Raw genomic sequence first — 12,707 nt, 5'->3', positions numbered from 1 at the left:
TGGGGCCCAAGCCCCATTTCCCCGGGCGCGGAACACCCATGACCAGGCTGACTGCATCCTTCACCACCGCGTAAATGGGGCCTGGGCCCGATAGGGATCCGGCACCGAAACAGCGAGAGTGAGGTCAGGCCCCACCAGGCCCCACAGCGAGGGCTGGTTTCCGAAGTCGGCCATCGCCGCGCTCGAAGCCCCGCAGTGTCCACCCACCCAGCGAAGAGAGAGCCACCGTGTCGCTCGATGCTCCCCGGACAGAGCCCCGACCCGAGCGGGTGACCGCGCATGAGGCGCGCCAGCGCCTGGAGCACGCCCGCAGCACCCGGCTGACCCAACTGCAGGCCCTCGATGAGGCCGAACGAACCCTAGACCCGTTGGTCTCGGCGCAGAAGGCGGCGTTGGAACGGGTGCTGAAAGAGATCGACGCAGCCCTCACGCGCGTCGACGACGGCACCTACGGCACCTGCCTGGGCTGCGCCAAGCCAGTCCCGGCGGAGCGCCTGGAGATCCTCCCGTATACCCGGTACTGCGTCGCCTGCCAGCGCAGCGCCGCCTGACCGGCACCCACCCGTCCCTCGTCTTCCGCTCTGCCCAAGGGGTGCAGTGGTGAACCACCAGACCATCGACGAACTCGACATGCGCCTGACGGCCGAGGACCTTGCCGCGCTGCAGCAGAACCTGTGCGAGCAGCGCCTGTTCCGCCAGGAACAGCTCCAGCAGATCGCGTCTGCGGCCCCGTCCCGCGAAGACGACCAGCGGCAGCAGCAGGCTGCCTCGCAGGTGGAGGTCCAAGTCAAGCTCGCCGCCTCCGCCCGGATGGTCCTCGCCGACGTCGAAGCCGCCCTTAGGCGCATGGACGAGGGCCGCTACGGCGACTGCCACCTGTGCCGTCGCTCCATCGCCCGAGAGCGGCTGATGATCGTGCCGCAGGCCCGCTACTGCGCCCGCTGCCAGCAGGTCAGAGAGGCCGGCCGGTGACCACGACACGCCACCCCCGCGACACCTCCGCCGTCCGGCACCGGCCCTCATGTCGGTGCCGGGGCGGCGTCGCCCTGGACATGGGCAGCGCCCGCACCCGCGTCTGGATGGCCGACCGGGGACTGCTCGCCGACGTTCCGACGGTGGCCTTTCCAGGCACCGGCGCGGTGTACCCCATCCAACGCGGCACCATCCTCGACCCGCCCGCATGTGCCCGGATGCTGGAGCGCCTGCTCGGCCACCGTCTGCCCCGCCTCATCCGCCCACTGGTCGTCGTCACCACCCCCGTCCTGGACGGCATCGCCTACCGGACCGCGGCCCGCACCGCCATCGAGGCACTGCGGCCACGCAGCGTGCTCACCGTCCCCAGCGCCCGGGCCGTCGCCGTGGCCGCCGGCGCCGACCTGTCCCGGCCGCTGCTCGTCATCGACATCGGCGCCCACGTCACGGAGGTGGTGCTGCTGTCCGACGGCGCCGTCATCGACGCACGCCGCACCGCACTGGGCACCAGCGACCTCGACACCACCCCATGCGCGCACATCAGTGAGGCGGTGGTGACCATGGTGACCGCGATGCTGCGGCAGGACCGTACGACCCTCACCGTCGACGCTCTGCACACGGACGTCCTCCTGGCAGGCGGAGGCGCACTGCGCCCCGAGATCATCTACCACCTCACCGGCAGGCTCCGCGCGCCCCTGCGCATCGTGCCGGCCCCGCACACCGCCGCCGTCCGCGGCGCCGCCCAACTCCTGCACGCCGCCCACGCCCACCCCTCCAACAGCGGCTTCTAGACCCCGCGCCCCGTCCCCCGGCACCCGGCTGGCCGACCACCAGCCGGGTGCCCATCTGCGCCGCCCGTGCGGACAAAGGAGGCACCATGGCCCGCGGCATACCTCCAGCACAACCGCCACCAGAAGAACTCCCCCGCGTCATGCTGTGGCGCATGCGGCGCAACCCGCTGCGCCGCCGCACTGATCTGTGGGAGGCATGGATCGGCCTCGCTCTGCTGGTCGTCGTGCTGGCCACCACCCCCGCAGCCGTGTTCCTCACCAGGGACACCGCCCACCGCCACTACACCCAAACCGCCCGGCAGCAGGCCCAGACACGACACGAGACCACCGCCGTCCTCCTGCACGACGCCCCACGGCATCCCGAACCCGGATCGGCCGAGGCCAGGAAGACCCGCTACCCGGTTGAGGTCCGCTTCACCGACCCCAACGGACAAGTTCGCACCGCCACGACCGAGGTTCAGCCCCAACTGTCGGCCGGCAGCACCATCTACATCTGGGCCAGCACAGAAGGCAAGATCACCGATCCGCCGCTGACCGCTGAACAGATCCGCAACCGCAGCATCGGCTGGGCACTCGTCGCCGCAACGGCCGTCCACGCCACCGGCGCTCTCGCGTACGGCACCGCCAAGCGTGCACTGCAGCGGCGCAACCTCGCCGCATGGGACGCCGCGTGGGCCAAGACAGCACCCCGCTGGACGACCTCCCCGTAGACCCAGGTCGCAAGGCCATATCGCGTGGCCGATTCCGTGATCAACATGGACAAGCCCGCCGTGTTCGCCGACACCTCCCGCTGCCTGAAGCCCGGCGGCTCCTGCCCGTGTAGTCGTCGGCGATGCCACCCACGACGAGGTCCATCACCCGGCAGGGCCCGATTGCCTTGGGCCATGTCCCGGTGAACATCCCGGTACCAGCCGCTCAGGTGATGCTCGGTGACGTGCTTCAGGTACTCGGCATCGGGTTTCGTCGCGTGCCGGAGCAGCGTCTCCGCGTACGGCACCTCACGGTAGTAACGGCGTGGGGGCACCGAGGCCGAGGCACGATTCCCGGACCGCTCGCGGACGCGGGCGTGGACGGTCGACGTACGCGTCAGCTGACCCGAAGACCGAGCGCCAGCGTCAGTTCAAGGACCCGGTGCGGCGATGCGAGATCCGGAAACAGCTCCCGCAGCTGCGACATCCGGTACCGGACGGTCTGGGGATGGACGAACAACGCCGCCGCCACCTCGTCCCGCCTGCCCTGGTGCAGCAGCCACTCCCGCAACGTCTCCTCCAGCCGCCGCGCGGTCGCGGCAGGCAAGGTTTGCAACGGTGCGAGAGCTCGGGCACGCAGGTCTGCGAACGCGTCCGCGTCGGCGCTCAGCACCAGCTCGGGCAGGTGGTCCTCGGTGTCGCGGATATCAGAGGAGAGGGAGCGGGCGCGTACGGCTCGTGCGTACGAGGCGGACGCACGAGTCCATGGCCGGGCCGGGCCGACCACGGCGGTGCGGTCGGTCAGCTGCCGCAAGAGATGTGATCGGTCGGCATCGGGGACGAGCAGCACACCGGTGGTGTCCGGCAGATCGTCGAGGACGAGGGTGCTCGGGTCGAGCGCGCGGTAGGCAGGCCGGGCCTGGGCGGCGGGCAGCAGGACCGCGGTCAGCGAACCCGGCGGCTGCCACCCGGCCCGTTGAGCAGAGGCCAGCAGCACGTCCGGGTTCGCGCCGGCGAGGAGGTCGCGGGCCAGGTGTTCCAGGTGGCGCTCGTGGGCCCTGCCCTGGGCGGCCAGCTCGTCGGCGTGCCCCGCGGCGCTCGCGGCGGAGAGCTCGTCGATGTAGGCGAAGGTCAGCTCGGCGAACTTGGCGACCTCGGCGGCGGGCAGACCTGCGGGTACGGCACCCGCTGCCAGGCATCGCCAGGCCACGCGGGCGCCGACGCGGTAGGCGCTGAGCAGGGCGTCCATCGAACGGCCGTCCCGGACCTCGCCGCGGCCCAGCTCGTAGGCTGCGTCACCGGCGTCGCCGCCTGTGGCGTTCCCGCTCGCGAGGTCCAGGTAGTGCCCCAGGGCGGTGCGGACGGCTCGGCGGATGGTGCCGCCCATGCGGCCCGATAGGGCGTTGGCGTAGGGAGGGACCTCGTCGATGATCGCCTGGACGACCTCGTCGGCGGTGGTCTTCAGTGCGGCCCGCAGTGCGGTAACCGTCGTCTCGTCCAGGGCCAGTTCGCTGGCCCTCCGGATTGCATGGCTCACGTTTTTGTTCCCTACGAACAATTCGGCCGACCAGATTTACGCCCTACGGTCAGGACTTTACGCCTTGAGGCGCAGCAAGCTGGAGTCATGACGAGTGCAGCCCTCCGCAGCAGGGCGTGGAAAATGCTGGAGATGGTCACGACACCGCTGCTGCCGTCGGACTACCTCGACCTGGTCAGCCCGCTGCGTGCGGGCGCTGACCTGCGTGGGCGCATCGAGGCCGTGCACCCCGAGACGGGTGACGCCGCGACCATCGTGATCAGGCCGGGACGGGGCTGGCGCGGCCACACGGCCGGTCAGTACGTGCGGATCGGGGTCGACGTCGACGGGGTGCGCCTGTGGCGTGCCTACTCCATCACCTCGCCGACAAACCGCCAGGACGGCCGCGTCACGATCACCGTGAAGGCGATCCAGGACGGCAAGGTCAGCAACCACTTGGTCCGCAGGGCGAAACCGGGCACGCTGATCCAGCTCGACCAGGCGACCGGTGACTTCGTGCTGCCGCAGGCCAAGCCCGACAAGGTGCTCTACCTGACGGCCGGCAGCGGCATCACGCCCGTGATGGGCATGCTGCGCGACACCGAGTTCGACGACGTCGTCATGGTCCACTGCGCGCCACAGCCGCAAGACGTGATCTTCCGCAACGAACTGCACGACCTGGTTGCGGACAAGAAGCTGCAGCTCACCGAGGTGCACACCAACACCGACGGCATGCTCGACATCGCCCGTCTCGACGAACTCGTGCCCGACTGGGCCGAGCGCGAGACCTGGGCTTGCGGGCCCGCGGGCCTGCTCGACGCCGCCGAAGAGCACTGGAGCGAGCACGGCGTCCCAGAGCGCCTGCACACCGAACGCTTCCGCCCCAGCATCGTCGTCGCCGGTGACGGCGGCGAGGTCACGTTCAGCGCCACCGGCAAGACCGTCGACGCGGACGGCGCCACGCCATTGCTGGACGTCGGCGAGGAGGCCGGCGTGCTCATGCCCTCCGGGTGCCGCATGGGCATCTGCTTCGGCTGCGTCACGCCGCTCAAGGCAGGCGCCGTCCGCGACCTGCGCACCGGCGAGATCACAGAGGCCGAGCCGGGCGTCCTGATCCAGACCTGCGTGTCCGCCGCGGCGGGCCCCTGCGACATCGAACGGTAGGAGCACCTTGACCGCCATCGACCCCACCGCCCACCTGACCGCGGAGCAGATCGAGGAGCTCGGCCGCGAGCTGGACGCGATCCGCGACGAGGTGATCGCCGGCCGCGGCGAGAAGGACGCCGCCTACATCCGCAAGGTCATCTCGGCGCAGCGCAAGCTCGAGCTGGTCAGCAGGGGCGTACTGCTGTTCTCGATCTTCCCGCCCGCGTGGCTGATCGGCACCGCCGGTCTGTCCGTGGCGAAGATCATGGACAACATGGAGATCGGCCACAACATCCTGCACGGCCAGTGGGACTGGATGCGGGACCCGAAGATCCACTCCACCACCTGGGAGTGGGATCACGTCTCGCCGGCCGACCAGTGGAAGCACTCGCACAACGAGCTGCACCACACGTACACCAACGTGATCGGCAAGGACAACGACCTCGGCTACGGCATCATGCGCGTCGACGAGGACCAGAAGTGGCACCCGATCCACCTCGGCCAGCCGCTGTGGAACTTCATCAACGCCTGCTTCTTCGAGTACGGCATCGCAGCGTACGACCTGGAGCTCGGCAAGAACCTGTCCAAGCACCGCCGCAAGAACCCGGAGTTCCGCGCGCGGGCCAGGGCCGTGGGCCGCAAGATCCGCAAGCAGGTGCTCAAGGACTACGTGATCCACCCGCTGCTGTCGGGCCCGTCGTTCCTCCCCACGCTCGCCGCCACGTTCACCGCGAACCTGGTCCGCAACATCTGGTCCCACTCGGTGATCATGTGCGGGCACTTCCCCGAGGGCGTGCAGGTCTTCGAGCGCCGGTCGATCAAGGGCGAGACGCGCGGCCAGTGGTACCTGCGCCAGATGATGGGCTCGGCGAACATCAGCGGCAGCAAGGCCATGCACTTCATGACAGGCAACCTGTCGCACCAGATCGAGCACCACCTGTTCCCGGACCTGCCGAGCAACCGGTACGCCGAGGTCGCGGTGAAGGTGCGCGCGTTGTTCGAAAAGTACGAGCTGGAGTACGTCACCGGACCGCTGCCCAAGCAGGTGTTCTCCGCGTGGCACAAGGTCTTCCGGCTCTCGCTGCCGAACAAGAAGCCCAAGGTCAAAACGCCGTCCCGCGAGCAGGAGCTCGTCGCAGCCTGATTCCCGGTATTGGTTGAGATCTTTCGGCCGTACCGGCGGCACCGCCGGGTTCGGTGAGATCCGTTGCGGAAGGTGGGCGACCGCGACATCTGACCGTACGACACGGGCTTTGACCGACGCCGGTCACGGTCTTAGTCCGCAGCGCTTACGGTCGGCGGCACGTTGTTTGTAGATCACGCTCCGCTCGACGTCGGCGTGGTCCGCGATCTGGTCGGGCTTCCAGCCGTAGGGCTGTTCCGACAGGGCGAACCCCGCCTCCTGCATGAAGCGCCCGGCGACGTCGCGGCGGGCCCGGGCGGCGTGGACGGTCGGGGCGGTCTTGAGGAGCTTGTCCTGCGCCTAGCCCGGCGAGGCCGTCTCCCTGTCTTCACGGTGCCTCAGGCATCACCGCGGCCGACGAAGCCGTCAACAGCATGGGGCAGGCGAAGGAGGCGGCGGGCGGCCCGCTGGCCGGGATGACAGTGGTTGTGACCGGCGCGATGTCCGGCGTGCTGGGAAAGCTCGGCCGCAACCGGATGAACGAGCTCATCGAACGAGCCGGGGCCGCTTGCGCGGCGCGCAATTCTCTCGGTCCGGGGGCCGATTCAGCGAGAGAGGGAGACGGCGAAGGGCTTGAAGCCGCGTCGGCGCAGGATGTGGGGCACGACCAGGATCATGGCCTCGGTGGCTCGGGCTGTGCTGATGCCTCCAAGGTCTTCGATCCATGCGGGCTGCCAGCCCAGGTCGGCGAGCAGGCCGGTGACGGTCTTCTTCGCGTTCTCGTCGTCGCCCGAGACATAGACGGTCGGCGGGGTGGCCAGAGTTTCGGGAGCGGTCATGACCATGAACAGCATCGTGTTGAGGGTCTTGACCACGTGGGTGTCGGGGAGTGCACGCTGAAGTTTCTCGGCGAGGCTGCTGCCCGGATAGCACAGGTCGCCGGGCAGGCCGTCGTCGGCGTCGCGGGTGGCGTTGGAGACATCGATGAGGATTTTCCCGGCGAGCTCGGTGCGCAGGCCGGTGAGGCGGTCCAGGGAAGTGTCGCCGGGTGTCGCGTTGATCACGATGTCCGCGGTGCGGGCGGTGGTGCGCTGGTCGGCGAAGGCGATCTGCGGGACGACTCCGGCGGCGCGGGCAGCGGCGTCTTCCTGGCCCCGGCTGCCGAGGGTGACGTGGTGTCCCGCGGCGAAGAGCTTGTTGGCGAGATTGGCCCCGACGCGGCCGGCGCCCAGGATGCCGATGTTGGTCATGAGATGAAGCTCCCTGCGGTCTCAGGTGGGAAGGGCGGGGTGTCCGGTCAGGCGATCGTCGACAGGACCTTGAGGGCGGAGGCGTGGAGGCCGGGGGCGGCGGCCAGGAAGTCGCGGCTGCCCGTGTTCCAGGCTTCGCCCGCCAGGTCGGTGACGGTTCCTCCGGCTTCGGAGACCAGCAGGGCGCCGGCGACCAGGCCGGAGCGGACGTCGGAGAACTGCCAGAACGCGTCCATGCGTCCGGCGGCGACGTGGATGAGCTGCATGGTGGCCGGAACGGACACGCGCACGACCAGGCCGTTGATGAGCATGGCGCTGACGGAGTCACCGATCCGCTGGAAGGTTCGCGTGTCCTCTCCGGGCTTGGCCTGACCGGTGCCGATGAGCGCGGCGCCCAGATCGGTCTTTGCGGACACCTTCAGGGGCCGGCCGTTGAGGCGGGCACCGCCACCGGCGACGGCGGTGTAGGTGTCGCCGGTCAGCGGCAGGTGGACGACGGTGAGCACCGGCCGGTTGTCGCTGACCAGGGTGGCGGTGACGGCCCAGTCATCCATGCCGTGGACGTGGTTGATGTTGCCCTCGGCCGGGTCGACGACCCACCACTCCCCGGGCGGGAGCGCGCCGCCGGCCAGCTCGTCCTCGGCCCACTGCGACCCCTGCCGGGCCCGCAGCAGCGGTTCGCGCAGCACGTCCAGCACCGCGTCGTCGTTGGCGTGGATCTCACCGACGACCTCGTCCAGGCTCACGCCTCGGGCGTACGAGGTGTAGCGGTCGCGCAGCGTGACGCCGGCGGCCTTCACCGCGGCGGTCACCTCGGACATGAGCGTCGTGTCGGCGTCGAAAGGCATGGGTGTAGGCATGGTGGGCTCCCTGGGTTCTGTCGATGCGGGCGGTCTGTCTCGCCCGCCGCGCTTTCGAAGGTAGGCCGGACGCCGATTAACAACAAGTGCATGCTTGGCACTTGTAGAGTTACTCTCGTGCAACTGGATTTGAACCTGCTCACGGCCCTGGACGCACTGCTGGAAGAGGGCAGCGTCGCCGGCGCCGCGGCCCGCCTCCACGTCACCCCACCGGCGATGAGCCGCTCCCTGGGCCGCATCCGCAAGGCCACCGGTGACCAGATCCTGGTCCGAACCGGCCGCAGCATGCTCCCCACCACCCGCGCGCTGGCCATGCGTGCCGAGGTGCATGCCCTCGTGCAACAGGCACACCGCCTTCTGTCCGCGGAGCAAGAACTCGACCTGGCAGCTCTGGACCGGGTGTTCACCGTGCGCTGGCACGACGCCCTGATCGCCGCCTGCGGCACCGCCCTGACTACGGCCGTCCACCACCAGGCCCCCGGCGTCCGGCTGCGTCTGTGCGCCGAATCCCGCACGGACGGCCCCGAATTGCGCCGGGGTGAGATCGACCTCGAATCCAGCTCCAGCCGGCCGACACTCCCCGACATCTGCCACCGCCTCGTCGGTAGGGACCGGCTGGTCGTCGCCGTCCGCCCAGGCCACCCGCTCACCGAAATCCCGATGAGCGTCGAGAGCTACGCCGCCGCCGAACACCTCACCGTTTCGCGGCGCGGAAGCCTGCGCGACCCGATCGACGAAGCCCTGACCAAACGTGGCCTCGATCGGCGCGTCGTCGCCGCCGGGCCCACGGCCGCCTTCGCGCTGCAACTCGCCCTCGGCAGCGACCTGGTGGTGACCCTTCCCGACGCGGTCACCCGCGCGGACCGGGACCAACTCGGTCTGGCCACACTGGCGCTGCCACTGCCGTTGCCCGATGTCCCGTTGTACCTGCTGTGGCACCAGCGCTACGACGACGACCGCGCCCACATCTGGCTGCGCGACCTGGCCACCGAATCCGTCCAGGCGCTGTTTGCACCACCGAACGCCTGATCGTCACAGCAACCACCCCAGCCGAAGGCAGAGTCAGTCAGCAACACGCGCCGGCGCGCAGCTCGCGCAGGTCCGGGATGTGGTTGTAGAGCGTGCCCGGCGAGACACCGAGCGGCTCGGCGATCGAGGTGATCGAGGTGATCGAGCGGCCGGGGTCGAGCAGCAGGTCGCGGGCGGCGCGGATGATCTCCTCGGTGGCGACGCCGGGGCGTTCGCCGACCCGGCCGCGGGCGCGGGCGGCGGGCGGCGGGCGGCGGCGAGGCCCTCCTCGGTGCCGATGACGATGAGTTCGCGGATGAACTCTGCCAGCCCGGCGAAGACGTAAAAGACGAGTCGGCCGCCAGGGGTGGTGATGTCCAGGTTCTCGTGCAGCGAGGTGAAGCCGATGCCGCGCTCGCGCAGCTCGGTGACCAGGTTGATGAGGCCTTGGAGGCTGCGGCCGTAGCGGTCGAGCGAGGGGACGACGAGCGTGAGGCGAGAGTGTTGTGGCTCAGGGGTGGAGGTGGCTGCGTTCGCCGTTGTGGTCGAGGATGCACAGAATCTCGGCGGGTCCGCGGTCGCTGCGGACGGCGTGCGGGGTCATGGTGGAGAACGAGGCGGCCTGGCCGGTTTCGATGCGGATGACGCGTTCGCCGAGGTAGAGGACAACGGTGCCGGACAGCACGGTGAACCAGTCCCTGCCGGGGTGGACACCGAGGTCGTCGGGAGTGACGCCGCCCGCCTGGTCGGTGATGCGCATCTTGGCGACGGTCAGGCCGTGGGGGCCGTTGTCCTTGCTCAGGAGCCAGGTGGTCAGGCCGCGGCTGTCGTCACGGTCGGGGCGGATGACAATGTCGGAGTCGTCGGGGGACTCGACGAGCTCGTCGAGGGACTTGCCCAGCGCGGCGGAGATGGCGGTGAGCTGGTCGAGATTGATGCGGCGGTGCCCGGTCTCGATCCGGCTGAGCTGGGAAGGGCTGATGCCGGCTCGTTCAGCGAGGTTGTCCAGTGACCAGCCGCGCGCCTTGCGTAGGGACCTGATCCGCATCCTGACGGTGGCGTCCAATGTCGATTCTTGCTCCACCGGCAAGAGTGTATGACGTAATGACAAGGATCGCTTTACCGTCGAAGCATGAGCATGCACTACGACATACATGGGCATATCAGCCACTCGCGGGCGAGTGGTTCCGACATCGCGATGGCGCAGCTGCTGGAGCTGGACGCCGAGGTCCTGGCACCGCATCTCGCGGAGCTGACCGGCTGGCTCGCCGAGCTCGCGCGCCCCGTTCCGAGGCGGATTCTCGACCTGGGCAGCGGCCCCGGCACCGGCAGTCTCGCTCTCGCCCACCGGTTCGGCTCGGCGGCGGTGACCGCTGTGGACATCTCTCCGCAGATGCTGCACCGCCTGCACAAGCAGGCCGCCGCGCACGGCGTTGCCGAGCGGATCAGCACGCTGCAGGCGAACCTTGACGAGCGGTGGACCCAGATCGGCGAAGCGGGGTCGTACGACCTGATGTGGGCCGCAGCCTTCCTGCACCACGTCGCCGATCCCGCCCACACCCTGGCTCAGGCGTTCGACAACCTGCGGCCGGGCGGGCTCTTGGCCGTCACCGAGATGGACTTCTTCCCCCGCTTCCTGCCCGAGGACACCGGCATCGGCAAGCCCGGCTTGGAGGTCCGCCTGCATGCCGCCACGAACACCCAGCCGCCCCACGAGTGGACCGCCCAGCTCCAGGACGCCGGATTCACCGTCGAGGAGCAACGCCCGTTCGAGATCCGTCTCGATCGCACACAGGCCGGGTCAGCCCTGAACGACTACGCCCAGATCTGTCTGGGCAAGCTGCGCTCGCACGCCACCGACATCCTCGACGGGGACGACCTGGCCGCCTGGGACGTCCTGCTCGACCAGACGCAGCCGCACAGCATCACGCGCCGCGACGACCTCGGTGTGCGCACCGCACGCACCACCTGGATCGCCCGCCGCCCCTGAGCCACGCAGGCCGGGTCGATACCCGTCCGGGTCATGGGCCCGGTCCCACGGGCCGTAACGTTCTGGCATATCCCATGAACGTGACCGAACCCGGCGCCAGCGCCAACCCGCCCACCTCCGCAGCCGACAGCAGCACGGGGAGGGCGAAGGAAGCGGGGGCGGCCCGCTGGCCGGAGCCGGGATGACCGTGGTCGGGACCGGCGTGATGACCGGCGCACTGAGAAGCTCAGCCGGAACCAGATGAAAGAGCTCATCGAGCGGGCCCGGGGCCGCTCCTCCTCAAGCGTCTCCAAAAAGACCACCCTCGTCGTCGCCGGCGAGAGCGCCGGATCCAAGCGCGCCAAGACCGAAGACCACGGGATCCGGCCGGCCACCCCGGACGAATTCGCCACCCTCGCCGTCCGGCTTCCTCACATGACCGCAGCCGTGAGGTCGGGTGCCCCACCTCACAGCGGAAGTCCGGCAGCACTAGGAACAACCCAACACGGATGACTGTTCACCTATATGTGGCTGCGGAGGGGACAGTGTCCCCGGGCCTCACCTATAGCCCATGGGGACGATCGTCCGGCTGAAGCCCCATGGAGCCTCCCGCCGAGAGGCGACCGCCCTCCGCACGTCACCGCACACGGCCCCGGTTGGTCTCCCCCGTCCAGCCGGGGCTTCGCGCTGCCTGGGCAGGCGGATCTCCGCAACGCGAACCCGGACAGCGCCCCCATGATGTGGCGACCGAACGGGCGTAAGTCACTTAGCCGTTGAGGCCAACCAGGACGAGTCGGGGTCATCGACGACCCCGGCCTCACGCTGGCTGCGCGATCAGGTCAACAGCGGGCGGGGGCGGCGTAGACCTGATCATCTCTCTTTCTGACGAATCCGAAGTGGCTTCACCGCACGCCTGGCTACGAGAGGGACGCTCGTTCCCCGTCACTGTCGGCGGAGCGGTAGTCCAGTTCCTGTACAGCCTCGTTGAGGGCACGCATCGTGTCGTCCAAGACAGTGCTCGAGTACGGCGGCTCAGGGATCGCCCACCTCAGACGCCTGGCGGATGTGGCTGCTCTGACATCCGGCCTGCCGATACGAGGCCGGCTGTTGCACAGCAGGCACCGTCCCCAGCCTTCCGGCGCCTCCGTGTCCACAGGCCCGGCCGGATGGTTCTCACACCCGGTCGTGCCCCCGGAGTGCGGCCCAGTCATCCGAGGGCGCTCCTGCGGTAGTTGAGGACGAGGGCGGCCTTGGCGATGACTTTCGTTGAGAAAACCTCAGCGGGCACGCTGGATGTCGGACTCCAGCGACGCACGGACCTGGTTGGTCACGGGGCTCTGTCGATCCAGCCAAGCAATCGTCGCACGCCGTCCAGCTGGTCCA

The 12,707-nt window shown here is 69.4% G+C and carries 14 protein-coding genes and 1 pseudogene; 9 read left to right on the top strand and 6 right to left on the bottom strand.

The annotated features are described in order from the left end of the window. Positions 1 to 227: 227 nt before the first annotated feature. The 4 genes from ACFY5C_RS27275 (at position 228) to ACFY5C_RS27260 (ending at position 2,473) form a co-directional block, all read left to right on the top strand. Positions 228 to 551 (top strand): TraR/DksA family transcriptional regulator, encoded by a 324-nt coding sequence (locus ACFY5C_RS27275; RefSeq protein ID WP_389448422.1) that lies wholly within the window; start codon positions 228 to 230, stop codon positions 549 to 551. A 46-nt stretch (positions 552 to 597) separates the two neighbouring features. After that, positions 598 to 972, top strand: coding sequence for a TraR/DksA family transcriptional regulator (locus ACFY5C_RS27270; RefSeq protein WP_389448419.1), 375 nt, complete (start codon positions 598 to 600; stop codon positions 970 to 972). Continuing rightward, complete coding sequence (locus ACFY5C_RS27265; protein ID WP_389448417.1) at positions 969 to 1,763, top strand: rod shape-determining protein; 795 nt, start codon at positions 969 to 971, stop codon at positions 1,761 to 1,763. The genes ACFY5C_RS27270 and ACFY5C_RS27265 overlap by 4 nt, the downstream gene beginning before the upstream one ends. A gap of 86 nt (positions 1,764 to 1,849) precedes the next feature. Beyond that, positions 1,850 to 2,473, top strand: a complete 624-nt coding sequence (locus ACFY5C_RS27260; protein ID WP_389448414.1) for a hypothetical protein — start codon at positions 1,850 to 1,852, stop codon at positions 2,471 to 2,473. Between the two features lie 100 nt (positions 2,474 to 2,573). Here ACFY5C_RS27260 and ACFY5C_RS27255 read toward each other — a convergent pair. Together ACFY5C_RS27255 and ACFY5C_RS27250 are read right to left on the bottom strand one after the other, a co-directional pair. Further along, positions 2,574 to 2,660 (bottom strand): annotated as a pseudogene (locus ACFY5C_RS27255) (thioredoxin); the annotation flags it as partial. Positions 2,661 to 2,849: 189 nt separating this feature from the next. Then, positions 2,850 to 3,989 carry a PucR family transcriptional regulator gene (locus ACFY5C_RS27250; RefSeq protein WP_389448411.1) on the bottom strand — a complete coding sequence of 380 codons (1,140 nt, stop codon included), beginning with the start codon at positions 3,987 to 3,989 and terminating at the stop codon, positions 2,850 to 2,852. Between the two features lie 87 nt (positions 3,990 to 4,076). Between ACFY5C_RS27250 and ACFY5C_RS27245 the strand changes: the two genes are divergently transcribed. After that, on the top strand, positions 4,077 to 5,132 hold the full coding sequence (locus ACFY5C_RS27245; protein WP_389448408.1) for a ferredoxin reductase: 1,056 nt from the start codon (positions 4,077 to 4,079) through the stop codon (positions 5,130 to 5,132). 7 nt (positions 5,133 to 5,139) lie between these two features. After that, entirely contained in the window at positions 5,140 to 6,258 is a 1,119-nt protein-coding gene (locus tag ACFY5C_RS27240; protein ID WP_389448405.1) for a fatty acid desaturase family protein, read from the top strand. A 584-nt stretch (positions 6,259 to 6,842) separates the two neighbouring features. Here ACFY5C_RS27240 and ACFY5C_RS27235 read toward each other — a convergent pair. Both ACFY5C_RS27235 and ACFY5C_RS27230 read right to left on the bottom strand, forming a co-directional pair. Beyond that, positions 6,843 to 7,487 (bottom strand): NADPH-dependent F420 reductase, encoded by a 645-nt coding sequence (locus tag ACFY5C_RS27235; protein WP_389448403.1) that lies wholly within the window; start codon positions 7,485 to 7,487, stop codon positions 6,843 to 6,845. 47 nt (positions 7,488 to 7,534) lie between these two features. After that, entirely contained in the window at positions 7,535 to 8,347 is an 813-nt protein-coding gene (locus ACFY5C_RS27230; protein ID WP_389448401.1) for an inositol monophosphatase family protein, read from the bottom strand. Positions 8,348 to 8,464: 117 nt separating this feature from the next. Between ACFY5C_RS27230 and ACFY5C_RS27225 the strand changes: the two genes are divergently transcribed. Further along, a complete protein-coding gene (locus tag ACFY5C_RS27225) occupies positions 8,465 to 9,376 on the top strand; it encodes a LysR family transcriptional regulator (RefSeq protein WP_389448398.1) in 912 nt (303 codons plus the stop codon). A gap of 33 nt (positions 9,377 to 9,409) precedes the next feature. On the opposite strand, the gene ACFY5C_RS27220 is transcribed toward ACFY5C_RS27225, so the two are convergent. Further along, a complete protein-coding gene (locus ACFY5C_RS27220; protein ID WP_389448621.1) occupies positions 9,410 to 9,790 on the bottom strand; it encodes a recombinase family protein in 381 nt (126 codons plus the stop codon). Between the two features lie 76 nt (positions 9,791 to 9,866). Continuing rightward, the gene (locus ACFY5C_RS27215) at positions 9,867 to 10,403 is read right to left on the bottom strand and encodes a helix-turn-helix domain-containing protein (RefSeq protein ID WP_389448619.1); all 537 of its coding nucleotides are present in this window, start codon (positions 10,401 to 10,403) and stop codon (positions 9,867 to 9,869) included. An 84-nt stretch (positions 10,404 to 10,487) separates the two neighbouring features. Here ACFY5C_RS27215 and ACFY5C_RS27210 point away from each other — a divergent pair, with 84 nt between their 5' ends. Both ACFY5C_RS27210 and ACFY5C_RS27205 read left to right on the top strand, forming a co-directional pair. Beyond that, entirely contained in the window at positions 10,488 to 11,345 is an 858-nt protein-coding gene (locus tag ACFY5C_RS27210) for a class I SAM-dependent methyltransferase (protein ID WP_389448395.1), read from the top strand. A 240-nt stretch (positions 11,346 to 11,585) separates the two neighbouring features. Further along, the gene (locus tag ACFY5C_RS27205; protein ID WP_389448393.1) at positions 11,586 to 11,837 is read left to right on the top strand and encodes a BRCT domain-containing protein; all 252 of its coding nucleotides are present in this window, start codon (positions 11,586 to 11,588) and stop codon (positions 11,835 to 11,837) included. The last annotated feature ends 870 nt before the right edge of the window (positions 11,838 to 12,707 follow it).

It is taken from the genome of Streptomyces sp. NPDC012935, assembly GCF_042900345.1.
Lineage (GTDB): Bacteria > Actinomycetota > Actinomycetes > Streptomycetales > Streptomycetaceae > Streptomyces.
Note: the sequence above shows the minus strand (reverse complement) of the source record. Positions and strands in the feature narration are given on the sequence as shown.

What these genes read in the sequence shown, in the direction of transcription:
- ACFY5C_RS27210 (WP_389448395.1), top strand. Translation starts at nt 10,488, where the DNA reads ATGAGCATGCACTACGACATACATGGGCATATCAGCCACTCGCGGGCG.
- ACFY5C_RS27245 (WP_389448408.1), top strand. Translation starts at nt 4,077, where the DNA reads ATGACGAGTGCAGCCCTCCGCAGCAGGGCGTGGAAAATGCTGGAGATG.
- ACFY5C_RS27235 (WP_389448403.1), bottom strand. Translation starts at nt 7,487, where the DNA reads ATGACCAACATCGGCATCCTGGGCGCCGGCCGCGTCGGGGCCAATCTC.
- ACFY5C_RS27215 (WP_389448619.1), bottom strand. Translation starts at nt 10,403, where the DNA reads ATGCGGATCAGGTCCCTACGCAAGGCGCGCGGCTGGTCACTGGACAAC.
- ACFY5C_RS27205 (WP_389448393.1), top strand. Translation starts at nt 11,586, where the DNA reads ATGAAAGAGCTCATCGAGCGGGCCCGGGGCCGCTCCTCCTCAAGCGTC.
- ACFY5C_RS27230 (WP_389448401.1), bottom strand. Translation starts at nt 8,347, where the DNA reads ATGCCTACACCCATGCCTTTCGACGCCGACACGACGCTCATGTCCGAG.
- ACFY5C_RS27260 (WP_389448414.1), top strand. Translation starts at nt 1,850, where the DNA reads ATGGCCCGCGGCATACCTCCAGCACAACCGCCACCAGAAGAACTCCCC.